The 26,440-nt window shown below is 59.1% G+C and carries 21 protein-coding genes; 12 read left to right on the top strand and 9 right to left on the bottom strand.

What is annotated here, in order from left to right:
- Positions 1-77 precede the first annotated feature (77 nt).
- The 12 genes from V4835_RS11625 to dsbG all read left to right on the top strand — a co-directional run bounded on the left by V4835_RS11625 (position 78) and on the right by dsbG (position 13,323).
- On the top strand, positions 78-968 hold the full coding sequence (locus V4835_RS11625; RefSeq protein ID WP_331412232.1) for an aminoimidazole riboside kinase: 891 nt from the start codon (positions 78-80) through the stop codon (positions 966-968).
- Between the two features lie 173 nt (positions 969-1,141).
- On the top strand, positions 1,142-2,659 hold the full coding sequence (locus V4835_RS11630) for a carbohydrate porin (RefSeq protein WP_331412233.1): 1,518 nt from the start codon (positions 1,142-1,144) through the stop codon (positions 2,657-2,659).
- A 66-nt stretch (positions 2,660-2,725) separates the two neighbouring features.
- Positions 2,726-4,096, top strand: a complete 1,371-nt coding sequence (locus V4835_RS11635) for a sucrose-specific PTS transporter subunit IIBC (protein WP_024909534.1) — start codon at positions 2,726-2,728, stop codon at positions 4,094-4,096.
- Positions 4,096-5,502, top strand: coding sequence for a sucrose-6-phosphate hydrolase (locus V4835_RS11640; protein ID WP_331412234.1), 1,407 nt, complete (start codon positions 4,096-4,098; stop codon positions 5,500-5,502). The genes V4835_RS11635 and V4835_RS11640 overlap by 1 nt, the downstream gene beginning before the upstream one ends.
- 28 nt (positions 5,503-5,530) lie before the next feature.
- Positions 5,531-6,547: a LacI family DNA-binding transcriptional regulator gene (locus V4835_RS11645; RefSeq protein ID WP_032643129.1), complete on the top strand. Its 1,017-nt coding sequence runs from the start codon at positions 5,531-5,533 to the stop codon at positions 6,545-6,547.
- An 89-nt stretch (positions 6,548-6,636) separates the two neighbouring features.
- Positions 6,637-8,187, top strand: a complete 1,551-nt coding sequence (locus V4835_RS11650; RefSeq protein WP_331412235.1) for a methyl-accepting chemotaxis protein — start codon at positions 6,637-6,639, stop codon at positions 8,185-8,187.
- Positions 8,188-8,387: 200 nt separating this feature from the next.
- Complete coding sequence (locus V4835_RS11655) at positions 8,388-8,807, top strand: hypothetical protein (RefSeq protein WP_063142724.1); 420 nt, start codon at positions 8,388-8,390, stop codon at positions 8,805-8,807.
- A 5-nt stretch (positions 8,808-8,812) separates the two neighbouring features.
- Positions 8,813-9,373, top strand: a complete 561-nt coding sequence (locus V4835_RS11660; protein WP_331414115.1) for an RNA polymerase sigma factor — start codon at positions 8,813-8,815, stop codon at positions 9,371-9,373.
- A gap of 87 nt (positions 9,374-9,460) precedes the next feature.
- Positions 9,461-9,832, top strand: a complete 372-nt coding sequence (locus V4835_RS11665; protein ID WP_045356147.1) for a hypothetical protein — start codon at positions 9,461-9,463, stop codon at positions 9,830-9,832.
- Positions 9,833-9,879: 47 nt separating this feature from the next.
- Positions 9,880-11,904, top strand: coding sequence for a protein-disulfide reductase DsbD family protein (locus V4835_RS11670; RefSeq protein ID WP_331412236.1), 2,025 nt, complete (start codon positions 9,880-9,882; stop codon positions 11,902-11,904).
- 7 nt (positions 11,905-11,911) lie between these two features.
- A complete protein-coding gene (locus tag V4835_RS11675; RefSeq protein WP_331412237.1) occupies positions 11,912-12,523 on the top strand; it encodes a DsbA family protein in 612 nt (203 codons plus the stop codon).
- 41 nt (positions 12,524-12,564) lie between these two features.
- Positions 12,565-13,323: a thiol:disulfide interchange protein DsbG gene (gene dsbG, locus V4835_RS11680; RefSeq protein WP_331412238.1), complete on the top strand. Its 759-nt coding sequence runs from the start codon at positions 12,565-12,567 to the stop codon at positions 13,321-13,323.
- A 39-nt stretch (positions 13,324-13,362) separates the two neighbouring features.
- On the opposite strand, the gene V4835_RS11685 is transcribed toward dsbG, so the two are convergent.
- The 9 genes from V4835_RS11685 to V4835_RS11725 form a co-directional block, all read right to left on the bottom strand.
- Positions 13,363-14,655 carry a glycoside hydrolase family 10 protein gene (locus V4835_RS11685; RefSeq protein WP_331412239.1) on the bottom strand — a complete coding sequence of 431 codons (1,293 nt, stop codon included), beginning with the start codon at positions 14,653-14,655 and terminating at the stop codon, positions 13,363-13,365.
- 7 nt (positions 14,656-14,662) lie between these two features.
- Positions 14,663-14,950 (bottom strand): VF530 family protein, encoded by a 288-nt coding sequence (locus V4835_RS11690; protein ID WP_331412240.1) that lies wholly within the window; start codon positions 14,948-14,950, stop codon positions 14,663-14,665.
- A gap of 94 nt (positions 14,951-15,044) precedes the next feature.
- Entirely contained in the window at positions 15,045-17,216 is a 2,172-nt protein-coding gene (locus tag V4835_RS11695; RefSeq protein WP_331412241.1) for a glycoside hydrolase family 2 protein, read from the bottom strand.
- Positions 17,206-19,884 (bottom strand): hybrid sensor histidine kinase/response regulator, encoded by a 2,679-nt coding sequence (locus V4835_RS11700; RefSeq protein ID WP_331412242.1) that lies wholly within the window; start codon positions 19,882-19,884, stop codon positions 17,206-17,208. Before V4835_RS11700 ends, V4835_RS11695 begins: the two co-directional genes overlap by 11 nt.
- An 11-nt stretch (positions 19,885-19,895) precedes the next feature.
- Positions 19,896-20,321, bottom strand: a complete 426-nt coding sequence (locus V4835_RS11705; protein WP_063142733.1) for a globin — start codon at positions 20,319-20,321, stop codon at positions 19,896-19,898.
- Positions 20,318-21,712: a DUF3131 domain-containing protein gene (locus V4835_RS11710; RefSeq protein ID WP_331412243.1), complete on the bottom strand. Its 1,395-nt coding sequence runs from the start codon at positions 21,710-21,712 to the stop codon at positions 20,318-20,320. Before V4835_RS11710 ends, V4835_RS11705 begins: the two co-directional genes overlap by 4 nt.
- Positions 21,697-23,244: a DUF3131 domain-containing protein gene (locus V4835_RS11715; protein ID WP_331412244.1), complete on the bottom strand. Its 1,548-nt coding sequence runs from the start codon at positions 23,242-23,244 to the stop codon at positions 21,697-21,699. The genes V4835_RS11710 and V4835_RS11715 overlap by 16 nt, the downstream gene beginning before the upstream one ends.
- Positions 23,241-24,572, bottom strand: a complete 1,332-nt coding sequence (locus tag V4835_RS11720; RefSeq protein ID WP_331412245.1) for a DUF3131 domain-containing protein — start codon at positions 24,570-24,572, stop codon at positions 23,241-23,243. The genes V4835_RS11715 and V4835_RS11720 overlap by 4 nt, the downstream gene beginning before the upstream one ends.
- Positions 24,569-26,386 carry a glycosyltransferase family 2 protein gene (locus V4835_RS11725; RefSeq protein ID WP_331412246.1) on the bottom strand — a complete coding sequence of 606 codons (1,818 nt, stop codon included), beginning with the start codon at positions 26,384-26,386 and terminating at the stop codon, positions 24,569-24,571. The genes V4835_RS11720 and V4835_RS11725 overlap by 4 nt, the downstream gene beginning before the upstream one ends.
- Positions 26,387-26,440: the final 54 nt, after the last annotated feature.

Genomic DNA, 26,440 nt, shown 5'->3' on the forward strand with positions numbered 1-26,440 from the left:
TTCCCGTTATTTCCCCTTCGCCCTGCCTGTGCTTAAATAGCTAAATCGGTTTAATATAGTTTAGCTAAGAGGGTTACATGAAAAAAATCTGGGTACTTGGCGATGCGGTAGTGGATTTGCTGCCTGATGGAGAAGGCAGATTACTGCAGTGTCCCGGCGGCGCACCGGCAAACGTCGCGGTCGGCATTGCCCGACTGGGCGGCCAGAGCGCCTTTATCGGCAGGGTTGGCGACGATCCTTTCGGACGCTTTATGTCTAAGACATTAGCCGACGAGCGGGTCGACGTGAAGCATATGCGCCTTGACCCGGCGCACCGCACCTCAACGGTGGTGGTCGATCTGGATGACCACGGCGAACGCTCGTTTACCTTTATGGTGCGCCCGAGCGCCGATCTGTTTCTGGAAACCGCCGATCTGCCGACGTTCAGCGCCGGGGAATGGCTGCACGTCTGTTCCATCGCGTTAAGCGCAGAGCCGAGCCGTTCCGCGACGTTTGAGGCGATGGCCACCATTCGCGAGGCGGGCGGCTACGTCAGCTTCGACCCCAATATTCGCCCGGACCTCTGGCCGGAGGAGAGCGACCTACGCCGCTGCCTGGAGCAGGCCCTGCAGAGCGCAGACGTGGTGAAACTCTCTGTGGAAGAGCTGGCGTTCTTAACCGGAGATGTGCCGGTAAGCGTCGGTCTAAACGCGCTGATGGCGCGCTGCCCGGCGCGTCTGGTGCTGGTTACTCAGGGTAAAGAGGGCGTCATCGCCTGGCATGACGGCACCGTGAAGCACTATCCGGCAACTCCCGTTCAGTGCGTCGATACGACCGGCGCGGGCGATGCCTTCGTCGCCGGACTGCTCTACGGCTTGGCCGCCGGGCAGGACCTGACGCCCGTCATCGCCTTAGCCCAGCGCTGCGGCGCGTTAGCCACTACCGCCAAAGGGGCGATGACCGCATTGCCCTGGCAGCACGATCTGTAATTCCTTCCTTCACTGGCCGCCATCCGGCGGCCTGAATTGTCGCCTCGATCACACTTACTAAAACGGTTTAGCAAAAAAGATTGCCGATCCAAAATTCAGAGGTTTAGTATCAGCAACCTAAACCGGTTTAGCAATTTAGCACGTTTAATGACTTCTTTTAGGGATGCGACAAAATGTATAAAAAACGCAGACTTGCCGTGATGATAGGCATGCTGGCCGGAAGTACCTCTGTTTTTGCCCAAACGGATATGACAAGTATCGAAGCGCGTCTTGCCGCGATGGAGCAGCGACTCCAGGCGGCGGAAACGCGTGCGCAGGTGGCTGAGAAGCGTGCCACGGATGCGGAACAAAAAACGCAGCAGCTGGTTGCCGCCCAGCAGCAGACCCAAACGACAGCTCAGGCGGTGGCGCAGCGTACCACCGCGCTGGAGAAGAAGGCGGATCAAAGCAGCGGGTTTGAGTTCCACGGCTACGCCCGTTCGGGCCTGCTGATGAACGATGCGGCCTCCAGCAGCAAAAGCGGTCCTTATCTGACCCCGGCCGGTGAAACCGGCGGTGCGGTAGGCCGTCTGGGTAACGAAGCAGACACCTACGTTGAGCTGAACCTGGAGCACAAGCAAACCCTGGACAACGGGGCCACTACGCGCTTCAAGGCGATGCTGGCCGACGGCCAGAGAACCTATAACGACTGGTCAGCCGATACCAGCGATCTCAATATTCGCCAGGCCTTCGCGGAGCTGGGCAATCTGCCTGATTTTACCGGCGCGCTGAAGGGCAGCACCTTCTGGGCGGGTAAACGCTTTGACCGCGACAACTTTGACATTCACTGGCTGGATTCCGACGTGGTGTTCCTCGCCGGTACCGGCGGCGGCGTCTATGACGTGAAATGGAACGATTCGCTGCGCAGCAACTTCTCCATCTACGGCCGCAACTTCGGCAGCGTGGAGCAGACCGACAATAACGTGCAGAACTATATCCTCACCATGAACCACTTCGCCGGACCGTTCCAGCTGATGGTGAGCGGCCTGCGGGCGAAAGATAACGACGACCGTAAAGACACCAACGGCGATCTCATCAAAACTGATGCTGCGAATACCGGCGTTCATGCGCTGGTCGGGTTGCACAACGAGAGCTTCTACGGCCTGCGGGAAGGGACCGCCAAAACGGCGCTGCTGTACGGTCACGGGCTGGGTGCGGAAGTGAAAAGCATCGGCTCCGACGGCGCGCTGCTGTCTGAGGCGAATACCTGGCGTTTCGCAAGTTACGGTGTCACGCCAATCGGCGGAGGCTGGAGCGTTGCGCCCGCCGTCCTGGCGCAGAGCAGTAAAGATCGCTACGTCAAGGGCGACAGCTATGAGTGGGTGACGCTCAACACCCGTCTGATTAAAGAGGTGACGCAGAACTTCGCCCTGGCGTTTGAGGGAAGCTATCAGTACATGGATTTAAGTCCGGAAGGCTATAAGGACCGCAACGCCGTTAACGGCAGTTTCTACAAGCTGACCTTTGCGCCGACGTTAAAAGCGAGCAAAATCGGCGATTTCTTCAGCCGTCCGGAGCTTCGTCTGTTTGCCACCTGGATGGACTGGAGCAGCAAACTGGATCATTACGCCAGCGATGATGCCTTTGGCAGCAGCGGCTTCAACGCCGGCGGGGAATGGAACTTTGGGGTCCAGATGGAAACCTGGTTTTAACCCATCACGCTCCCGCCTGGCGGGAGCGTTTCGCACATCATAAAAAGAAGTCAGGCAGAGGTATCTATGGATTTTAATCAAATCGCCCGCGAGCTCATTCCGCTGCTCGGTGGCAAGGAAAATATCGCCAGCGCGGCGCACTGCGCAACGCGTCTTCGTCTGGTGCTGGTCGATGACGCGCTTGCCGATCAGCAGGCGATCGGCAAGGTCGACGGCGTAAAAGGCTGTTTTCGTAACGCCGGGCAGATGCAGGTGATTTTTGGGACGGGCGTGGTCAATAAGGTTTACGCCGCGTTTATTCAGGCGGCGGGGATTAGCGAGTCCAGTAAATCTGAGGCCGCGGATCTGGCGGCGCGCAAGCTGAACCCGTTCCAGCGCATTGCCCGTCTGCTCTCCAATATCTTTGTCCCGATCATTCCCGCGATTGTGGCATCCGGCCTGCTGATGGGCCTGCTCGGCATGGTGAAAACCTACGGCTGGGTCAATGCGGATAATGCCATCTACATCATGCTGGACATGTGCAGCTCCGCGGCGTTTATCATTCTGCCTATTCTGATCGGTTTTACCGCCGCGCGGGAATTTGGCGGCAACCCGTATCTCGGCGCGACGCTGGGCGGCATTCTGACGCACCCGGCGCTGACCAACGCCTGGGGCGTGGCCTCAGGCTTCCACACCATGAACTTCTTCGGCCTTGAGATCGCGATGATTGGCTATCAGGGCACGGTATTCCCGGTGCTGCTGGCCGTCTGGTTCATGAGCATCGTGGAGAAAAACCTGCGCCGCGCGATCCCGGACGCGTTAGACCTGATCCTGACGCCGTTCCTCACCGTCGTTATCTCCGGCTTTATCGCCTTGCTGATTATCGGCCCGGCGGGGCGCGCCTTAGGGGATGGCATCTCCTTCGTTCTGAGCACGCTGATCGCCCACGCGGGCTGGCTGGCCGGGCTGCTGTTCGGCGGGCTTTACTCGGTGATTGTGATCACCGGTATTCACCACAGCTTCCACGCGATCGAAGCCGGGCTGCTGGGTAACCCGTCGATTGGCGTGAACTTCCTGCTGCCGATCTGGGCCATGGCGAACGTGGCGCAGGGCGGCGCCTGTCTGGCGGTGTGGTTCAAAACCAAAGATGCCAAAATCAAAGCCATTACCTTACCGTCGGCGTTTTCTGCGATGCTGGGCATCACCGAAGCGGCCATTTTTGGTATCAACCTGCGCTTCGTTAAGCCGTTTATCGCCGCGCTGATTGGCGGCGCGGTGGGCGGGGCCTGGGTGGTCTCAGTCCATGTCTACATGACCGCCGTTGGGTTAACCGCTATTCCGGGCATGGCCATCGTGCAGGCCAGCTCGCTGCTCAACTATATTATCGGTATGGTGATTGCCTTCGGCGTGGCGTTTACCGTCTCACTGCTGCTGAAATATAAAACGGACTCTGAATAATGACGTTACCTTCCCGCTGGCCTGCGATCCTGCAGGCCGTTATGAAAGGCCAGCCGCGGGCGCTGGCGGATAGCCACTATCCGCAGTGGCACCCCGCGCCGGCGACGGGGCTGATGAACGATCCCAACGGGTTTATCTGGTTTGCCGGCCGCTACCACCTGTTCTATCAGTGGAACCCGCTGGACTGCGAGCATCGGTTTAAATGCTGGGGGCACTGGAGCTCAGCGGACCTGGTGCACTGGCAGCATGAGCCGCTGGCGCTGATGCCCGACGAAGCGTATGACCGCAACGGCTGCTACTCCGGTAGCGCCGTGGATAACCAGGGCGTCCTGACCCTGTGCTACACCGGCAACGTCAAGTTTGATGACGGCAGCCGCACGGCCTGGCAGTGCCTCGCCGTGGAACAGCCGGACGGGACCTTTAAGAAGCTGGGTCCGGTGCTGGCCCTGCCGGAAGGCTACACCGGCCACGTGCGCGACCCGAAGGTGTGGCAGCATGACGGGGAGTGGTACATGGTGCTCGGCGCGCAGGATGTGCAAAAGCGCGGCAAGGTGCTGCTGTTTAAGTCAGCCGATCTGCACGCCTGGGCGTCGTGCGGGGAAATCGCCGGTCACGGGGTCAACGGCCTGACGGATGCGGGGTATATGTGGGAGTGTCCGGACCTGTTCGCGCTCGACGGAACGCACATCTTGATCAGCTGCCCGCAGGGGCTGGCACGCGAGCCGCATCGCTATCTCAACACCTATCCGGCCACCTGGATGAGCGGGGCGTTTGACTATGCAAACGCCGCATTCGACCACGGCGATCTGCACGAGCTGGACGCGGGCTTTGAGTTTTACGCTCCGCAAACGACGCTGGCGGAAGACGGGCGACGCATTCTGATCGGCTGGATGGGCGTGCCGGACGGGGAAGAGATGCTTCAGCCCACCCGGGCGCACGGCTGGATGCACCAGATGACCTGCCCGCGTGAATTACGCTATCGCGACGGCAGGCTCTGGCAGACCCCGGCGCGCGAGCTGGCGGCGCTGCGCGAAGATGAGCAGCGCTGGCAGGGATGCGCCAGCGAGGCGCCAGACCTGGACGCGACGCGCCTGGAGTTTGAGCTGAACGTATCGCAGGTGAATGTCGATTTTGGCGGCACGCTGCGTCTCACGGTTGATGAGAAGGGCATACGGCTTGAACGCGCGAGCCTGAAAAACGGTGAAACGTTGAGCCGCTATTGGCAGGGCGACGTCACTCATTTGCGCGTTCTGTGCGACCGCTCCAGCGTTGAAATTTTCATCAATCACGGTGAAGGGGTGATGAGCAGCCGCTATTTTCCTGACCATCCGGCCCGGGTGCGATTCGAAGGTGCGTCCGATATCACATTACGCTACTGGTCGCTGCGCGCCTGCATGATAGAATGAGGGTTTTGGCAGCCGGATCTAAGTCGTTGTGAGAAAAACAAAACGCGTCACCATTAAAGACATCGCGGAGCTGGCGGGTGTGTCAAAAGCTACCGCCAGCCTGGTCCTGAACGGGCGCAGCAAAGAGCTTCGCGTGGCGGAAGAGACGCGCGAGCGCGTGCTGGCGATTGCGAAAGAGCACCACTATCAGCCCAGCATTCACGCCCGGTCGCTGCGCGATAACCGCAGCCACACCGTTGGTCTGGTGGTCCCGGAGATCACCAACTACGGTTTTGCCGTCTTTTCTCACGAACTGGAAACGCTGTGCCGCGAGGCGGGCGTTCAGCTGCTGATCTCCTGTAGCGATGAGAACCCGGGACAGGAGACGGTGGTGGTGAACAACATGGTGGCGCGTCAGGTGGACGGGCTGATTGTGGCCTCCAGCATGCTTAACGATGCGGACTACCACAAGCTGAGCGAGCAGCTGCCCGTTGTCCTGTTTGACCGCCACATCAACGACAGCGCGCTGCCGCTGGTCATCACCGATTCCATTACCCCAACGGCAGAGCTTGTTGCCGACATTGCGCGCCAGCATCCTGATGAGTTCTACTTCCTCGGCGGCCAGCCCCGCTTATCCCCGACGCGCGACCGTCTGGAAGGGTTTAAGCAAGGGCTGCGTGATGCCGGTGTGGAACTGCGCCCCGAGTGGATCATTCACGGCAACTATCACCCGAGCTCCGGGTACGAGATGTTTGCTGAACTCTGCGCCCGTCTGGGTCGTCCGCCGAAAGCGCTGTTCGCCGCCGCCTGCGGGCTGCTGGAAGGGGTGCTGCGCTATATGGGCCAACATAACCTGTTGCAAAGTGACATCAGGTTAGCCAGTTTTGACGATCACTATCTCTACGATTCGCTGACGATCCCCGTGGATACCATTCGCCAGGATAACCGTCAGCTGGCGTGGCACTGCTTTGATTTGATTAGTAAATTGATTGAGGGCGAGACCCCGGAACCGCTGCAGCGGAAGCTGGATGCTACCCTGCAGCGACGCTATAAGTCAGCGAAATAGCCCGACTTGATACTTCAATAACTTTAATTAATTTAAGTTTTGGAATGGCCGATAACCATAAGGAATAATTTCCCTTGAGGTATTGGTTTATGTCGTTGAAAAAGTCGTCCCTGATCGTCCTGTTCTCACTGCTTTTCTTCTTTGTTGTCAGCACTGTGACCAGCGTTGGCCTCATCATTAAAAGTAATAATTCCCTGGATAACGTCAACAAAGAGATCCAGGTTGTGCTGTCCATTATTGATCCTATCAATCATAGCCGTACGCTGCGCGTTCGGGTGATGGAGTATGTGAAGATGGTGGAAGCGGGCAACTCGGCGGACGGGGCTGCAAAGCTAACCGCCGTGAAAGAGGCGCTGACCAAAGCGGACCACGCCTTTGCGGCCTTTATGGCTTCGCCGCGTCTGACGGATGAAGCGCCGCTGGTGACGGCCTATCAGGATGCCTGGCAAAACTACCGCAACCAGGGACTGGCGCCGCTGATCGATGCCGCCGAGGCGCACGATGTGGCCAAATTTAACGCGCTGATCCCGGAAGTCTCCCGCCTTGACCGTCAGTACGAGATCGTTCTCGACCAGGTCCTTTCCGTCCACCAGAAATACGCCAAAAGCCTGAACGAAGATGCGAGCAGCAATTTCGTCTCTGGCCTGGCGATCATTGCCGCTATCGCCAGCCTGTTTGTGGTGGTGATTGTCGCCGTCAGCCTGCTGATGAAGCGCTTTGTCTTTGCGCCGGTCAACCTGGCGCGCGAGCACTGTAGCCAGATTGCGGCAGGCAAGCTGGACATTCCGGTGCCGGTCAAGGGGAGCGCACATAACGAAATCGATCATCTCATGAGCTCGATGGAGCAGATGCGTCAGGCGCTGCTGGAGACCATCGCCCAGGTGCGCGACGCGAGCCATACCGTAACGCACGCGGCCCAGGAGATTGCCTCCGGGAATATCGACCTGGCGTCACGTACCGAGCAGCAGGCTTCCGCGTTGACCCAGACGGCGGCCAGCATGGAAGAGCTGAGCGCGACGGTGGCAAACAATACTGACAACGTTTACCAGGCCGGTAAACTGGTGCAGGACGCGGTGAAAAATGCCCACACCGGTGAAGCGGTGACCCGCGAAGTCATCGACACGATGAATACCATCGCGGCGAACTCGAAGCGCATCGAAGACATTACCAGCGTGATCAACAGCATCGCCTTCCAGACCAACATCCTGGCGCTGAACGCGGCGGTGGAAGCGGCGCGCGCGGGTACGCAGGGTCGCGGCTTTGCGGTCGTGGCCAGCGAGGTACGCACCCTGGCGCAGAAAAGCGCGGTGGCGGCCAAGGACATCGAGAGCCTGATTGCGCAGTCGGTATCCAGCGTGAAAAACGGTGCGGAGCTGGTGAGCCGCTCGGGCGAAGTGATTGACTCGATTATTTCATCGGTGAATAAAGTGAATACGCTGATGGAGCAGATCTCCGTCGCCTCTGAAGAGCAGAGCCGCGGGATCAGCCAGGTCGGGCAGGCGGTGACCGAGATGGATGGCGTGACCCAGCAGAACGCCGCGCTGGTGCAGCAGTCCGCCGCGGCCGCGGCCTCGCTGGAAGAGCAGGCGCAGCAGCTTTCGCGGAGTATTTCGAGTTTTAGTTTGCCGGTGCAGGCGTAAGCCTTTGACATGTGCCGGGTGGCGCTGGCGCTTACCCGGCCTACGAAACCTGTAGGCCCGCGCAAGCGTCAGCGCCGCCGGGCAATAACCGCGAATGTGCGGACAGAGTAATTATTTCATTCACCCCAGCAATATTTCCCTTCCTCATCCGTCTACCTCATCACAAGCCATAATCAGTTACTGTAAATGAGGTAAACACCATGAGAGATTTTGAAATGCACGGCAGAGGTCACGGGCGCGGATTCGGTCGCCACCGCATGGGCAAGGGCTTAGTCATCGGCGCGGTGATTTTCATCGTGCTCGGCCTGCTGGTGATGACCCTGTGGAACGCCTTGCTTCCGGCCATCCTCGGCGTTAAGGCCATCGGATTCTGGCAGGCGCTGGGCATTCTGGTGCTGAGCCGCATTCTGTTTGGCGGGTTAGGTTTCCGCCCGGGGATGTTTGGCGCGCACCGCCGGATGCACGAGCGCTGGATGAACATGACGCCAGAACAGCGCGAGGCGTTTATTCAGCAGCGCCGCGAAGGGTTTGGTCGCCACGGCCGCGGCCACTGCGGCTGGCACGGTCATCGTGACGATAAGCGCGATGACGCCACGCCAAAAGCGCCGGAAGCAGAGTGAGCGAAATGAAAGCCGGGGAGGCGGGCGGATCCATGCTGATGTCGGCGCTTAATGCCTGCCGCGCCCGGCTGACAGCCTTCATTCGCGGGCGGACGTCCGTTCGCGATGATGCCGACGACATTTTGCAGGAAGTGACATATCAGCTGATGAAAGTGGAGCAGCCGGTCGAAAACGTCGCCGCCTGGCTGTTCCGCGCGGCGCGTAACGAGATGACCGACCGGGCGCGTAAAAAGCGCGAAGTCTCACTCTCCGGCTATTTTACGGGCGAAGACGAAGAGGGTTTTCCGGAGGACGAGCTGGCCGAAACCCTGTTCGGCGTCCCGCACACGCCGGAAGAGGAGTATCTCAAAACGCTGCTGTGGGAAGAGCTGGGGCAGGCGCTGTCTGAACTGCCGCCGCCGCAGCGCGAGGTGTTTGAAAAGACCGAACTCCACGGCTACAGCATTAAAATGCTGGTAGAGGAGACCGGCGCCAGCGAACAGGCGCTGTTATCCCGCAAGCACAAGGCGGTGCTGTTTCTGCGCACGCGGCTGCGGGACGTCTACGACGCGCTGACGGGCGAATAGCGGCGACAGACAAAACCTTACACTTCCGGCACTTGTAGATTCATCACTATCGTTTATGATCGGGGCGTCTTGTCACTCTGGAATGTTATGCGCAACCGTCAGCTCCTCGGAAAATGGCTTTTGATCGTCACCTGTCTCGCGATGGCGCTTTGCCTCGTGCAGCGTGCGGTGATGCTCAACCATTTTTTACAGGGACTGGATCCGCAAATTTCTCTGAGCGCAGATGCCCCGGCTCAAAGCAGCAGCACCGAACAACCCGGCCCGTCGCCTTGCCAACTTGGCGCACACTCGCTGCTTTGCGCCCAGCCGCTGTTCTTCGACGGCGCGCTACCGGCCATTATTATCTTCTTCGCGCTGCTCCAGCTGTTTACGCAAGGGCGGGCATTGGCTCCCGCAGAACAGCCCGTTCAGGCGCCGCCTCCCCGAATACACCTTAAAAACTGCGTTTTCCGTGAATGAAAATCATCGTCCTCACACGATAATTTTCACTGTTCACGGAGTAAAACATGGTTAACCTCTTCAGGGGATTCGTCTTCCTGTGGCTGTCCTGCATTGGCATTGTCCATGCGGCGGACACAGGCTGGCAGGTTTCCCCACAAAACGATCACGCCCGCATCCGCTTTCAGGCGGAGAGGGAGCAAACGCACATTAAAGGCCTGCTCACCGTTGAGCTGAAGCCCGGCTGGAAAACCTACTGGCGATCGCCGGGCGAGGGCGGCGTGGCGCCGAAAATCAGCTGGCCCGAAGGCGTGACGGATAGCTGGTCCTGGCCGGTCCCGTCGCGCTTCGATATCTCCGGCATGACGACGCAGGGCTATCACGATAGGGTCACTATCCCGATTACGCTCGACGGGGTGAAGGGCGACACGCTTGACGGGACGCTCACGCTCTCGACGTGCAGTAACGTCTGCCTGCTGACGGACTACCCGCTGCATCTCGATTTTACCCAGCCGGTGGATGAGGGTTTCCGTAGCGAGTTCGAGCAGGCGATGCGCGCCGTGCCCGGTACGTCAGGCGTATCCGCGGATTTGTCCGCCTGGCTCTCTGGCGACAAGCTGGTGATTACCGGCACGACGGACGGGAAGTGGGATAATCCGGGGATCTACTTTGACCCGCTGGAGGGCGACATTCTTCCCGGCGAGCCGGTCATTAAACACGACGGCAATACCCTCCGGGTGGCGGTACCCGTGACCGATGAATGGGGCGATAAACCTGCCTCGCTGGAAGGCAAAGCGCTGTCGTTTGTGCTGACCAGCGGCGGTCAAGCGCAGCAAACCTCACTCACCGTTGGCGCGACGCCGACAGCGCCCTCCGCGCCTGAAGGGACGGGCAAAATGGTGCTCTTTGCGCTGCTGGGCGGGCTGATCCTCAACCTGATGCCCTGCGTGCTGCCGGTCATGGGGATGAAGCTTAACAGCATCCTGCTGGCGGGATCGGACAGGCGCGCGATCAGGCTGCGCTTTCTGGCCACCAGCGCCGGGATCCTCACCTCCTTTATGCTGCTGGCGGGGATGGTGACCGCGCTTAAGCTGGCCGGAGCGTCGCTGGGGTGGGGCATTCAGTTCCAGAACCCGTGGTTTATTGGCCTGATGGTCGCCGTCACCTTCCTGTTTGCGCTGAACCTGTTTGGCGTGTTTGAGATGCTGCTGCCTTCCGCCGCCACGGGACGGCTGGCGACGGCAGGAGGGGCGGGGATTGGCGGCAGCTTCTGCGAAGGAATGTTCGCCACGCTGCTGGCGACGCCGTGCTCCGCGCCGTTCCTCGGTACCGCGGTCGCCTTTGCCCTTGGCGCACCGCTGCACTCCCTGTGGCTCATCTTCCTGATGCTCGGCGTGGGCATGAGCCTGCCGTGGCTGTTTGTCGCCCTGGTGCCCAAAACGGCCTTGCTGCTGCCGAAACCCGGCCGCTGGATGAACACGCTCAAAGTCATCCTGGGCCTGATGATGCTGGCCTCCAGCCTCTGGCTGGCAACATTGTTGAGCGTGCATCTCGGCGAGTCGGTCAGCCAGATGGTGATGCTGGTGCTAATCGCCGTCGCGCTGGCGCTGTTCGCGCTGAAGGGGCAAAAATCCTCACCGCTTTTCTGGCTCGTGGTCATCGTGCTGTCGGCGTTCGGCGGGTATCAGGCGCGCGGGCTGCTTAACGCGCCGCCTGACGCGCCGGAGCAAAATACCGCGCAGGCAATCCCGTGGCAGCCGCTCAGCGAGGAGGCCATCCAGCAGGCGCTGGCGCAGGGAAAACGCGTGTTTGTGGATATCTCTGCCGACTGGTGCGTGACCTGTAAGGTGAACGAGCATCGGGTACTGAATCAGCCGAACGTTATTGCCGCGCTGCGCCAGCCGGACGTGGTGGCCCTGCGCGGAGACTGGAGCCAGCCGTCCGCGTTTATTGCGGACTTTCTGGCGAAGCGAAACCGCTACGCCATTCCGTTTAACGCGGTTTATGGCCCCGGCCTGCCCGATGGCGAAATCCTCTCGCCGCTGCTGGACAAGCGCACCCTGGTCACCACCCTGAACAACGCAAAAGGCTAACCGTGTTATGAAAAAAATCCTTATTACGCTTCTGCTCCTGCTGGCCCCGGTTCAGGTGTTTGCGGCCCAGCCGCTGACGCCGGGCCAGGAGCAGCGTGCGCAAAAGATGATCGCTGATTTCCTGTGTAACGATCCGAACTCCCCGCGCATCGGCGCGAAAAACCCAAAGCTCACCCTGGTGGTATTTACCGACTACAACTGCCCGTACTGTAAAAAATTCGATCCGTACCTGGAGAAGATTGTCGAAAAATACCCGGACGTCGCGGTGATCTTTAAATTTTTACCTTTCCGCTCGGAAAGCTCGCTGACCGCCGCGCGGGATGCGTTAACGCTCTGGCGTCAGGATCCCGGGCAGTTTATGAAGCTGAACCATACCCTGATGGCCAGGAAGGGATACCACGATGACGCCAGCATTCAGGAGGCGCAGAAGCGGGCAGGCGTGAGCGTCACGACGCCGGACGATGAGAGTTTGCTGACGATCAAGCGCAGCCTGATCGTCGCTGAAAAAATGGGGATCCAGGGCACGCCCGCCACGCTAATCGGCGAGGGATTGCTGCCCGGCTGGGTGCCGTTTGAACAGTTCGACGAAATGGTCAGTGACGCACTGAAAAACCGCTAACCTGAAGGGGGCGTAATGCCCCCGAAAAATCGGAGAGGGAAATGAAAAAATTACTGTTACTTTCGGCGCTGGCGACGTCAGGGCTGGTACAGGCGGCTGAAGCCATACCGGAGGTGGTAAAGCACTTCGGCGAGCAGCAGAACATTAAAATCATTAAGAAGCTGGATGCACCCGGCGGCGCACCGGCCTGGCTGGGGCAGTATCAGGATATGGGCGTGACGCTGTTTTTAACGCCGGACGGCAAGCACGTGATCTCAGGCTATCTGTACGATGACAAAGGAAAAAACCTCAGCGAGGGCTATTTCCAGAAAGAGATCTACGCCCCGATGGGACGCGAGATGTGGAAGAACCTCAACGCGGCGCATCCTCTGAAGGAAGGGGCGGATAACGCTCCGCGTAAAGTGTTCGTTTTCGCCGATCCGTTCTGCCCGTACTGCAAGCAGTTCTGGGCCGAAGCGCAGCCGTGGGTGAAGGCGGGCAAGGTTCAGCTCAACACGCTGCTGGTGGCGTTTCTCAACCCCAACAGCGGACGTAACGCCGCCGCGATCCTGAATGCGAAAGATCCGGTTTCGGCCTGGCGCGAATACGAGCTTTCCGGTGGGAAAAAATTGCCCAAGCCAGAAGGGGACGCATCCCGTGAAACGGTAGCGATCCTGCAGAAGCACCAGACGCTGATGGACAGCCTGGGCGCTAACGCCACGCCGGCCATTTACTATCTGAATGCGGAAAATGAGCTGCAGCAGGTGGTCGGTATGCCAGATGCGCAGCAGCTTGAGGCGATGTTCGGGCCGAAGCCGTAAAAAACAGGCAGAAACGTGGCGTTTCTGCCTGATAGTCTCTTAGCTTCCCCAGCGTCCTTTCAGGTAGTTCACCGCCTGCTGCGTCTGCGGCTGGTTCAGGTAATCTTCCCTGAACAGGATGGTGCCATTCACGTTGGGCAGCGAATCGTTGAGATCGAGCTGTTTTTTCAGCTCCGGCACGCCGCCCTGAACCGTCCAGTCCGGCTCATTTTTCGACGGCTCTCCCACCTTGTAGAACGCAATGCCAATATACAGGCGAGTGTGGGTCGGCTTCACGACGTCGGCCCACCATTTGGTCAGCACGTCGTAGCGCGCGGCATCCCGCGAGAAGGGCCAGTAAATCTGCGGAGCGATGTAGTCCAGCAGACCCTGCTGCACCCACTGACGCGTATCGGCGTAGGATTCATCATAGGCCGCGGCGCCGCGGGTATCGGAGCCTGCCGGGTCAAAGGAGCGGTTGCGCCACACGCCCGCCGGGCTGACGCCAAACTCAACCTCGGGCTTGGTCTGTTTAATCGCGCGGGAAACCTGGACTATTAGCTGCTGCGTGTTGTGTCTGCGCCAGTCGGCCTTTGAGGCAAATCCTTGACCGTACTGCCGCCAGGTCTGCGAGTCATTGAGCGCTGAACCAGGTGTTTCGGTATAGAAGTAATCATCGAACTGCACGCCATCTACCGCGTAGTTCGCCACCACTTCGGTCACCACCCGGGTGATCCAGTCCCGCACTTCCGGAATACCGGGGTCGAGAACAAAGCGGTCACCCGAGACGCACACCCACTCAGGGTGCTGGACATAGACGCTGGACGGGCTCTGATAGGCGGTCCGGTTCAGGGCGGCGATGGTTGACGGCTTCGTGTTGGTCGACACGCGGTACGGGTTGAACCAGGCATGGACCTTCATGCCGCGCTTGTGCGCTTCGTCCAGCATAAACTGCAGCGGATCGTATCCCGGATATTCGCCGATGTTGCCCGTCAGCATATCCGACCACGGTAAAATTTTTGATGACCAGAGCGCCGTGCTGTCCGGCTTCACCTGGAAAAACACCGTGTTAATGCCGAGGTGCTTCAGGTTATCGAGCTTGCTGGTCAGCGCCTGTTTTTGCATCGCGATGCGCTGGTCAGCGCTTCGGCCATTCACCGAGGCCACCGGCGGCCAGTCGAGACGAGAGACGGTCGCCAGCCAAATCCCGCGCATCGGCTCGTTTGCCTGCTGCGTCGGTTTGCTCGCGGTGGGGAGAGGGGTAACCAGTGATTTGGGTGGTTTTGAGGAGCAGCTCACAAGTAAAAGCGCGCAGGCAGCCAGCGCACCAATCCGTTTTACGTGTCGCGTCATTTGCGTATTAGCTCTTGGTAATCCGACTGTTGGCCCAGGGATTAAAGGCGGGCTCCGCCTGTTCAGTGCTCACCTCATCGTGGAGGGAGTCCAGATACAGGGCTTCCACTTCCGCGCGCGCCCACGGGGTGCGGCGCAGAAATTTCAGGCTCGATTTAACGCTGGGATCTTTTCTGAAACAGTTAATTTTGATTCGGTCACCCAGCTCGCTCCAGCCATATTTCGCCACCAGGGCGTTGACCATCATCTCCAGCGTTACGCCATGCAAAGGATCGTTAGAAATGTGTGCAGTCATAGGTGTCCGGATGTCTCAATGTTTGTGGGGGCAGGGTTACCGGTGAAAGGGTACAAGAAAGCAGGGGAAGCGGCAATTTTCCTTTTCCCCTCGCTCACCTTATGACGGACTCAGTGCGCTGATTTTCACCGACCTTTTTTCCCGCTTTGTTTTCAATCGTAAACGTAATCGACACCTCATCCTGGCCCACGGGCGTGGCCGTCAGCGTTTTGACCATCGTTCCCGAGTCCGCTGCGATCGTCATCGTCATCGTGCCCTTTGTCAGCACCTTATCGCGCTGGGTGATGCGCCAGGTCAGACGGCACTCGCTGCACGGTTTCCAGGTGTCGTTGATGGCCCAAAGGCGCACGGTCGCCGCCGTGCCGGATTTCCACTGCTGGGTGAGCGGTTCAATGGACGGCAGAACCGGCTGGTACGCGCGTTTTAACGCGTAAAAACCGGCTTTAGGCTTCCGCAGGTAGTCCACCACGCCCCAGTTTATGGAGGGCCAGGTCTCCACAAACATGAAGTGGAACAGGGCCGTCACCGGCTGGTAGCGCTGTCGGCGATAGCTCTCGGCCGCCGTGGCCACCAGCCGCGCCTGATACGCCTGGGTATTGCGGATCATTTCCTGAATGGTGTTTCCGCGCGGGATACCGGCAAATTTAAACGTCTGGAAGGGCTGAAAATTATGGTATTTCCAGACGGTCCAGCCGGGATCGTCGGCGGCGGTGGTTTTTGGCCAGAGATGCACTGCCGGGATGATGGTTTGTAGCGTGGACAAGCGGGGAAGCGCCTGCGCGCCAAACTCGGTGATGATCCCCGTTTTGGCCGGCGTCAGCAGGTCGCGTACGGTACCGAAATACCAGCCCGCCCAGTAGTGCTCTTCAACGGCGGAAAAGCGATGCACGATGCGGGAGGTATCTTCGGCAAGCGTGTCCGCCACCTGCTGCGTGAGCTCGCGGTTCAGGTTTTTGTTCCAGTCGGGGAAGCGTTTTTCCATCCAGGGTGAGTTCCAGGGCGGTTCGTTATGGCCCCCCCAGACGATGATGGCGGGGGAGTTGCCAAACTGTTCGATCATCTCCCGCGTCTGGCGAACCGCGTTTTTCGTAAAGACGTCGCTACTGTCGTAGCCCCACTGCAGCGGAACATCCTGCCAGATCAGCGTGCCCATCTCATCGGCAACATCATAAAGCGCGCGTCCTGCGACGTGTCCGTGTACGCGTATGGCGTTGGCGTTCATGGCTTCTACCAGACGAAGATCGCGACGATATTTTTCTCGGGTCATGGTGCCGAGCCAGGGGGAGCCGATGTAATTGCTCCCCTTAACAAAAAGGCGTCTGTCGTTAATGAGCCAGCCTTTATTGTCGGGCTGCTCAACGATCTTGCGCAGTCCGGTGCGGGTGAGCGCCGTATCCATTAACCCGTTTTCATCCCGTAATGAGACGCGAACCGTATACAGGTGGGGGTTCCCGGTGCCGACGGGCCACCACAGTTTTGCCGCCGGCATGGGCAGCGTCACCTGCGCGGAATGGGCACCACTTTCGAGGGTAAGCGGAAAGTCTGCCTGGAAGCGTTTGCCGCTGAAATTGGCGGGCGTGGCGGTGAGTCGCGCGATAGCCTGTCCTTTCCCGAGCGCGCGATAGCGAATCTCAGCCTTCAATGCAGGGCTTTTCAACCCCTGCGACCAGTCGGGACGAAGGATGACCTCATCAATGGTGGCTCCCCGGCTAAGATGCAGCCTGACTGGTCCCCAGATACCGCCAGAGTTGGCGTCCTGTCCTTCTGGCGACCAGGCGCCTCCGGGACGCGTGTCGTGCTGATTAAGAATCCCCTTCATGGCCGTTTTATGCAGGGGCCAGGTTGTATGCGGATCTTCATAAGGGCTATCCACCCGAAGCACGAGCTGGTTGTGACGTTGTAACGCGGCGCTGGCATCCAGCGAAAAGCGCTGAAAATAGCCCTCGTGCTTGCCCAGCGGCTGGCCGTTCAGCATGACATCGGCCAGGTAATCGACGCCGTCAAACACCAGGGTGCTCATCACATCGGGCGGCTGAGCGGGTAGCGTAAATGCGTGCTTATACCACAGCGCGCCCTGGTGATCGTACCCGGCGCTGTACCAGTTGGCAGGAACTTTCAGCCCGCGCCAGCCTGACGTGGGAGGATGCGTGCTGTCATTGGCGTCCTGAACCTGCCAGGTACCCGCAAGCGACCAGCTTACCGGCGCTGATGTCGCCACCATTGTGGGGAGAAACAGGGCAAAGAGCAGCGTGCAGTTACGAGTCATGAGTAACGTTTACCCCGCGCGCGTTGAGCCATGCCGCCAGGCGCAGCGATTCCTTGTGAAGTTGTTCATTCAGCGCCGCAAGCTGTTGCCCCTCCAGCGTATGCGCTTCGCTCTCCAGCGCCTGCAGCTGTTGCGCGAGTGCCCTGAAGTCCAGCGTAATGGCTTCTCCGCGCAGCTTATGGGCCGTGCGGCGCAGCGCTTCGCGATCGTTGCTGTCGATAGCCCGGGTGATGGCTTTCATGGCTTCAGCCAGCCCGTCGCCAAACAGGGCCAGCAGTTCCTGTACCAGGTCAGGATCGTCAGCGCACTGCTTCAGCAGGCGTGCTTCATCCGGGAAGGCGGAGGGGGCATCATGGTTCGGGAGCACGCGCGCAATCTCCTCAGCGAGACGCTCCTGGCTGATGGGTTTGGCAATGTAGCCGTCGAATCCCATGTTAAGGCAGCGCTCTTTATCCCCCTGCATCGCGTGTGCGGTCATGGCGACGGTGGGCTGAGCCGGTCCGGGCCAGGACCGTTCCTCCTCGCGAAGCAGGCGAATGGCGGTCTCACCGTCCATCTCGGGCATCTGAAGGTCGATCAGCAAAACGTCCCATACGCCCGCGCGCCAGCGTTCAAGGAGCGCGACGCCGTTGTCGACGATCTGACAGCTATGACCGAGGCGTTCAAGCAGGCGCGCGGCGACCTTCTGATTGACCAGATTATCTTCAGCCAGCAGGATCCGTAACCCCGTTTCGCCCGGCGAGACGAGAGGCGTCGGTGTGGTTTCCCCCGCGAGCTTAGGCGCACGTTCAAACGCTGCGGCAATCGCCTGATGCAGCTCGTCCTGCGCAATAGGCTTATGCAGATAGTTTTTGATGCCGATCCGCTTCAGCATATTGATATCAAAATGTCGGCTCATGGAGCTCAGCATGATGATATGGCTATCAGAAATCTGCGGCAGAACCGAAAGCTCAAGGGCCAGAGACACGCCGTCCATTTCCGGCATCTGCGCGTCCAGCAGGATCAGCGGCCACGCTGTACCCGCTTTAACCCGATTAATGGCCTCGCTGGCTTTGTTGACGCAGGTGGGTTTCAGCCCCATCTGGCTAAGCATAGCGGCCAGCAGCCGCAGATTGGTCTCGTTATCATCGACCACCAGCACAGGTTCCCCGTTAAAGCGATCGCTATGCGGGCGTTCCTCCGGCGTAAGAAACTGTGTCGCAAGCGGCAGCGAAAACGAAAATTCGCTGCCTTTCCCCGGCTCGCTTGACACCGTTAACTCGCCGCCCATGGCCGCAACCAGCCGCGCCGAGATGGTTAACCCGAGCCCCGTGCCGCCGTAGCGGCGGGTGGTTGAGTTATCCGCCTGGCTGAAGGCTTCAAAAATGGCCTTTTGCTTATCTGTCGGGATGCCAATTCCGCTGTCGCGCACCCGAAAACGCCAGCGTTCCGCGCTTTCGCCCGGCTCAACAATCAGGATGACTTCTCCCTGATGGGTAAATTTCAGTGCGTTACCTAGCAGATTGGTCAGAATTTGACGCAGCCGGGCGCCATCGATCGTCAGCACGTCGGGCACGTCGGGTGCGATATCAACCAGAAGCTCAATGCCTTTTTCGCTCGCGCCCGGCATATGCGGGCGAATAAGCGACTGGACGAAGGGGCGGACGGGGACGGGCTCTGTCTCCAGCTCGACTTTGCCGGCTTCAATGCGGGAGAAGTCGAGAATATCGTTGATGATATGCAGCAAAGACTGGGCGGAACTCATCACCAGCGTCAGATAATCGCGCTGATCGGCGCTGAGCGCAGTATCAAGACAGAGCTGGGTCATGCCAATAATGCCGTTCATCGGGGTGCGAATTTCATGGCTCATATTCGCCAGAAACGCGCTTTTCGCCTCGTTGGCCTTCCTCGCATCCTGGGCGGCATTGATGGCCAGTATTTCTGCTTCTTTGCGACGCGTAATATCCTGCAGCGTGCCAATGACGCGTTCGGCGTTTCCTTCGATGGAGAGCGTGACCACCTGCCCGGACAGCATCATCCAGCGCAATCCTTCGGTTGGGTGATGAACGCGGATCTCGCATTCAAAGACCGGTCGATGATCCTGTTTCGAGGCGTGCAGCGCCTTGCGCAGCGCACCGCGATCCTCTTCGTGAACCTGGTTGAGCAAAAAACGCACCGGATATCGCCACTGCGTCCGCGACTGGCCCAGCATGGAAAGCAGGGTGTCGTTGACCTGTAAGCTGTCGCCAGAAATCTGCCAGTCCCAGATCCCAATGTGAATGGATTCCGCCGTCAGCAGAAAATCGTCATGCAGCTGGTGGCGCGCCCGCTGCGCTTCATCCAGCTCCGTGATATCGCTGTGCAGGCTGACAATTCCGCCGTCCGCAAGCCGTTGATGCTGAACGAAGATACGGCGATGGCCGGCCTGCCGCACTTCACAGTGCTTATCCTGACGACAGTTACGTATGACCGACTCGCGCAGCGTCTGGCGAAGACCGGGATCGACGTTGTAAACGGCGTCGATAAAGCGTTCCGCCAGCGCGTCAAGCGTTGTTCCCACCTTCAGCCATGGGGTGATGACCGGATAAAAAAGGGCCACGTTGTGATTCCAGGCCAGCAGTCGTTCATCTCGGTCATAAATCATGACGGCGGCGGGCAGTGCGTTAAGATCGTAGGTGAATGCGTTCATCGTGATCCTCCCTACGCGCGGTAGTGCAGTTCTGCCTGTCGGCGCAGATATTCCAGCCCGGGCGCGATCGCCATCGCCCAGGCCGTCAGGATCTCATCGTCGCACTGCGGATCGCGCTGGCTCACCGTGTTCAGCATGGCTTCGCGCCAGAGCGCGAAAAATCGCGGGGGGAGATGCAGACCGTCGTCGCTTTGCTCCCGCGCCAGGCGCTCGAGAAAATCAGGCACGATTAATGCGCCGTCTACCGCAAGCATGGCGAAGAAACTTTTAAACAGGGTCTGCTGACCCTCCCGATCCGGCAGGCGAGAAAAATGCTGCTCCGTCTCGGGTGACATATGGACGAAGGCGTCATAGAACGTCTGAAAAAACGCTGTTTTGTCATTATCCGGAAATACGCGGTTCAAACTGGATTCAAACAGATCGCGGTAAAACTTCACGGCGTCCTCCTTACGGCGCTTTCGCCCGGTAGACAGTGCCCGACTGGCGTATATTCATCTGCCACACGGCGCGTAAAGTAGGTCTCTTTCTTCGACCGGCGGGCGTCAAACAGGGGCCCGGCGTTGTGTTTAAAGAAAAGGGCTTCCAGAACCGTGGCATTGGTGGAAAGGGTCAGGGAGGCGTTGGTATCGCCCGTGGCTTCAAGGCGGCCTTCGTACCAGCCTCTTAGCGGATCGTGAAGGTGCTCGGTGACCGACATCAGTACGTCGGTATACGGGGTGTCCCACAAGACCCACAGCGCAAAGACCGCTTTTGTCGATACCTGCGCGAAGCGGGTGTAATCCCGGCCATCGTCGCCAACAGAGTTCCAGGCATAGCCATTTCCCCAGACGGTATCCTGTATATGCCAGGGTGCCTGAGGGAGCGAAAAGTCCGCTCTGGCCGTCAGGACCTTATCGGTCTCCCAGCGCGTTTTCTGGCTCAGCCAGACGTTTTCCGCCTGCTTGCGCAGACGCTTTTGCTGATCGGCCGCAACGCCTTCCGGCTCCCAGCCAAACTCCAGGCCCGGCAGCATATAGGGAAGGGTGGTAATCAGGGAGGGCTGCCACGTGGTGCGCGGATCCCGGGCATCGACGGCCAGACGCCGCTGGGCGATGATGACGTGGTGCGCAGGGGGCGCAAACGCTTTATCCGGGGAAAATCCCCACAGATGAAACGCCGTCGCGGCGTATTCGCTTTCGCCCAGGCGCAGCTCTTCCCGGACCACCGGCTGGCCGTTTTGCAGGGAGGACGACCACAGCTCCCCTTCGCCATCAATGACCGGGCAGAAATTCCAGCGCAGAATGATTTTATCCAGGTACTCGCTGTACTGTGGCTCCCGCTCAGCGGTGAGGCGCAGGGCGAGCATCAGGCGAGCCATGTCGCGTGCGGACCAGCCATTTTTGACGGGGTTGCCGCTAAAATCGACCAGCGCCGCCGTCTGGCTGGAATAAAGCCGCCCTGGCGTCCGGGCCTCGGTCAGCATCAGGCGGTTGAGGGTGCCCATCAGTCGCGCCAGGCGGGCGTCATACTCGGCCTCATCAATCAGCCCCAGCTCTTTTGCCGCCAGCATGGCGATAAGCGTATCGCCCATTTGCCAGAGCGTAACGCGGGGCTGTTTATCGCTCCCGTTGACCAGCCCGGTTTGCGGCTGCGTATTATTGACGAAATAGCGCCAGGCGATCGCCGCCCATTTCTGTTCTTCCGGCGTCAGGGCAGAGATACGTGCGCTGGAGTGCCAGCCGCCGGCGATCAGCCAGCGCCAGCCGGCACCCTGATGGCCAAACAGAGCGAATATGACCACGCCTGCGAGGAGTAATCCCGCGAGCCCTCTGGCTATGGTTTTAAGCATTGCGCTGTCACCGGAGGCAGTTTAACCGGCTCGTCCGCGCTGCATGAGGCGCACTGACAGGCCTGGCAGGCGGGTTTAGTGCGCTGCGTGACGCCGGTCCGGTCGCACCAGCTTTTCACGGCCGGCGTGCTGGTCAGGAAAGGGCGGCTACGAAGCGCGTTATTCTCTTCAAACTGATCGAGCAGTTTTTGATCCCACAGAGACGGGGCAAAATCCTTGCTCTTCGGGTTGTCGGTGTTGAAGGCCAGCAGTTTCCCCTCTTTTTTGAACAACAGGGCTTCCAGCATGATGCCGTTATTGTTCGCAGTGAACTCTTTGATCGGCCCGTCACCGTTTTCATACAGCCCTTCGTAGTAGCCTTTTCCCTCTTCGTTGGCATTCTCAATGGTGTTGAGCAGGCGGTCGGTATAAGGCGAGTTCCACAGGACCCACATTCCCAGCGCCGCCTTCAGTGAAATTGCTGCAGCGTTAGGAACGAACTGGCCCTTGTCGGTGATCGTGTTCCAGTTGTACCCGTCGCTGAAGACGGTGTCATAGACGAAGTAAGGGGCTTTATCTAGCTGGTGCTCAGAGCGCGCGGTGAGCACGCCGGTGATGGTATAGCGGTTCTCCTGAGCCTGATAAACGCGGTCGGCAAAGTTTTTCATCCAGGCCTGGGAGTAGTCGCGCGGGGCGTTATCGCGATCGGTCGGCTTATCGAAGCCGAACTCCAGCCCGTAGAGCAGGTAGGATTCCGTCACGACGTAGTTATGCTGAGACGTATTGCGCGGGTCGCGTGAATCATACGGGACCAGCACGCAGTAGATTTCGGCCAGCTCGTACGGCTGCGGGCGGCTGGCTTTACAGGTATTGAACCCCCAAAGCTGGTAGCCCGCTGCACCGTACTCTTCATAGCCCAGCCGGCCTTCCTGAACATACTTCGGTTGACCGTTTTCGAGATAGGCGCCGTACAGCGTGCCGCAGGGGTCGATCGCATGGCTGAAATCCCAGCCGAGCACCACGTTATCAACGCTGTTGCCGTATTCCGGGTAGCGCTCTTTGATGATTTTCAGCCAGACCAGCATTCGCCCAATGTCCAGGGCCGAGAAGCCAATTTCGCCGGGCTTGTTGGTATAGTCCACCTTCTGGCCGCTGATGGTGTTATAGGCTTTGTTGGGCAACTCATTACGGAACAGCACAAGGGTGTTCAACGTGGCGAGGAATTTCAGCATCCGGCGGTCGAACTCGGCTTTATCTATGATCCCAAGCTCACGCGCTGCCGTCATGGCGGCGATATAGGACGCGCTGTCCCACATGGTGGTGGAAGGATATTTGTTGACCGCATTCACCAGCCCCGTCGTGGGCTGATAGTTGGAGACGAAATACTGCCAGGCGTTTTTCGCAATGGTCATCTCTCTGGCCGTCAGCTCGCCGCTGCGCGGGGAGTAACCAGATGCAGGCAGCTCGGTTTCCGCACGCACGGTTGAGAGTGCCAGCCAGCAGATCGTTATTCCCGTGAGCAGGTGGAAAAGGATCGGGGATCTTGGCTTCATGGCGTTGCTCCTGCGGGAGTGGATGAATGGGGGGACGTGGAGAAGCAGGCCAGACAAAGCATCTGGCCATGCGCGATATACGACAGACTTTCCAGCACAATGGCGTTGGTGTCGCCGTCAACAACGGTATTGGCGGTGTTATTGAGATTTAACCCTCTTTGCCAGCCTTTACCCGGCACCTGAAGTGGCAGAACCTGCTGGCGTAGCGCTTCACTCCAGCCGTTGCGGAACAGGGCATACCAGGCAAACGCGGTGCGGGTTGAGGCGATCGCCACCTTCTCCGGTATCTCTTCGCGCAGGGCGCGCGCCTGAATTGGCTGCCTGTTGGGCAGATCGTTAACATAATCCGGCGCCGGTTCGGCGTAATCGGTGCTGACAGGCGGCTTTGGCGTGCGCAGGCTATGGCGCCGCTGCTGAATCTGCATAATCCGCCACGCGATTTCAGCGCTTTGTGCGTCAAAGCCAAGCTCAAGGCCGGTTAATAAATAGGGGAGACTGATTAGGGAGGTCTGCTTGCCCCAGGGCGTGCGCAGCCCTTCATCGGGAACCATGATCCCATCCAGGTCGATCATCTTTTGCCCTTCAGGCGGATTGGTGACCGCCAGTCCCGCCGCGCTATCAATCAAGCGCAGCGTATGGCTGGCATAGAGCCGGTAGCCAAAGCTGTCTCGCTGCTCGTCGGCAGCCAGCGTCCAGTGATGGAGCGGTACCGCTGCCTGGCTTTGGGTGTTGTTTTCCATCAGCGCGCCGGTGCGCCAGACGCTAAACAGATCGCGGACTGCGGCTGCGTGCTGAGGATAACGCCACAGAATGGTCTGAAGCGCCGTCAGCAGACGACTCAGCCCAATTGCGGAGGCGTCTGGTTTCCCCAGAATTTTAAGGGTGTCCGCATGGTAATACGCGGCAGGGAGGCCTTGTTCATTGAGCGGCAGCTGCCCCAGCGTGAACAGGGCCGTGCTGACCCTCTCGTCAAACTCATCGCTGGAAATGATATTGAGCTGCTCTGCGGCAGCGGTCGCAAACAGATAGCTCCCTACGCTCCAGAGGCTCAGCCAGGGCTCACCGTCGCTGGCGTTCGACAGACCATTTGGCTGGGTATTGTTCACATAGTATTGCCAGGCCACCCGCGCCCAGATGGCCTCTTCATAGGTCAGCTCGCGTTTCGCGGGCAGCGGCGGGAAGTCTTTACTGAGCGCGATGCCGCCGCTGCTTTCCACGCGCGAAGGCATTTGTTTCTCAACCCAGACCACAATGGCAAAGCCAAGCAGGAACCCCAGCAGAATAGTGAGATAACTGCGCGCGGAAAGCAGTGCATCACGTATTCTCATTGGGTGACCTCATCTTCTTCGGCGGGCATCCACATGGCCGCGAAAATCAGCGGCAGCATGGCGGCGATGTTTACCCCTCCCCAGAAAATATTGATGACGTAGCCCGAAGGATCGTCGACCTGGCCGCGTGCAACCTGAATCCCTCCCCAGATAAGCCCAGCCAGGGTCAGCACCACGATGGCAATCTGCGGCTTCACCAGATAGAGAAAACGGCCCGTCTGCCTCTCTTTTGGCGTGACGTGAAATTTGATCTGTTCGCCTCGAAGCACCGTATTGAGCGCGCGCAGGTTCATGGAAAAGAAGGAGAGGTAGGAGGCCCTGCCGTCCCAGGCCGAAATCCCCCATGTCCCGAACATAAAGGCCAGTTCGGAGAAAATAAAAAAGGGGAGAAAATGGAGATAGAACGGCGTCGACCAGGCAGATACCGGCGGAATGCCGGTGAAAAGATAAATAATGGGTGAAATCAAAAACACCGTGTTCCATACGCAGGCCATATAAGACCAGAAGGTCGTGGCATACATCAGCGTCTGGGGGAGCGACAGCCTGAAGCGACGACGGCTAAAGATGTTGTCATGGAATAAAATATCCAGCGAACCTGCGGCGTATTTAAAGCGCTGGATCATCCAGGTCAGCATATCCTGTGGAGAGAGCATCTTCGACTCAACGCGCGGGTGCATGACCGAGCGCCAGCGTCTTGCGGCGTCACCGTGCAGCAGCACCGAGGTGTAAATATCTTCGGAGACGTGGAATTTGTAGGGCGTTAACTCAGTGTCAAATGCCACGTGCGGGCGCATCGCCTCCTGTAGCGCGCTCCGCGTTTCGTCATCGCGGATGTCGCGGGTATGGCGATGGATCTCCTCTTCGACGGACCAGACGTAGCTTCGCAGCGCGGCCTGCATCACGGCCTCGCGACGGTGGATGGACGCCGCGCCGCAGCAGAATGCCGCGTTGGCCCAGTTGCGCCGCCGCAGGATCACGTCATAGAACATGCGCGGATCGTTAAAAAACGGGTCACGGCCAATCGTGACCGGCCCCACGAATTTTTGTATCAGCCAGCCCAGGCCATAGCCCACTTTTCCCGCTTTCCGCTGGCCCCAGCGTGAAAGGCTTTCACCTTCCGGGAGATCGAAGAACCATTGAGGCGTCTGCACCCATGCCACGTCAGGGTCGCGGAAATAGCCCAGCGTATGGCTGAGAAGGGTGGGAAATACCCGGGTATCGGCGTCGCAGATGACAATAAAATCGCCGTCAGTTTGCTCAAGGCCATTGCGCAGATTACCGGCCTTAAAGCCGATGTTGGTCTGGCGACTGATGTAATTGACGCCTTCCTCATCGCAAACGGCTTTCATCTCCGGGCGACGGCCGTCATCGAGGACGTGGATCCGGTAGTCAATCGGATATGGGTAATCCATATTCAGGGCATCGCGAATGGACAGCCTGACCAGCTCGGTATCTTCGGAGTAGGTGGCAATAAACAGATCCACCTTAACGGGACGGGGCTCTACGGCCTCCTCATGTGACAGGCAGTCGTTAATCTCGCTCGGGGGCGGATTCTGGGGGGGATCCTGTTCTTTCCATAAATTGATGGTAAACAGCACGGTACCGATCCAGGCCAGGGTTTCGGCGAGGACCAGCGGTATGGCGTACCATAACGCGTCCGTGTTCAGGGAGGCGGTCCAGCGCCAGTAAATATAATTTGCGCCCAGAATAAGCGCCGCAACCGCTAACACCTGCCAGGTCATCATTACCCAGCGCGGCGTTTTCAACGGTTCCGGAGGTCGACGATGTTCAAAACGGGAAAAATAAAAATCCATAGTTCCGGCGTTCCTGATTCCGTGAAAATGCAGACCCATTCTGCTGCGCAGGCA

Source organism: Enterobacter cloacae complex sp. CARB60 (genome assembly GCF_036487345.1).
GTDB lineage: Bacteria > Pseudomonadota > Gammaproteobacteria > Enterobacterales > Enterobacteriaceae > Enterobacter > Enterobacter asburiae_D.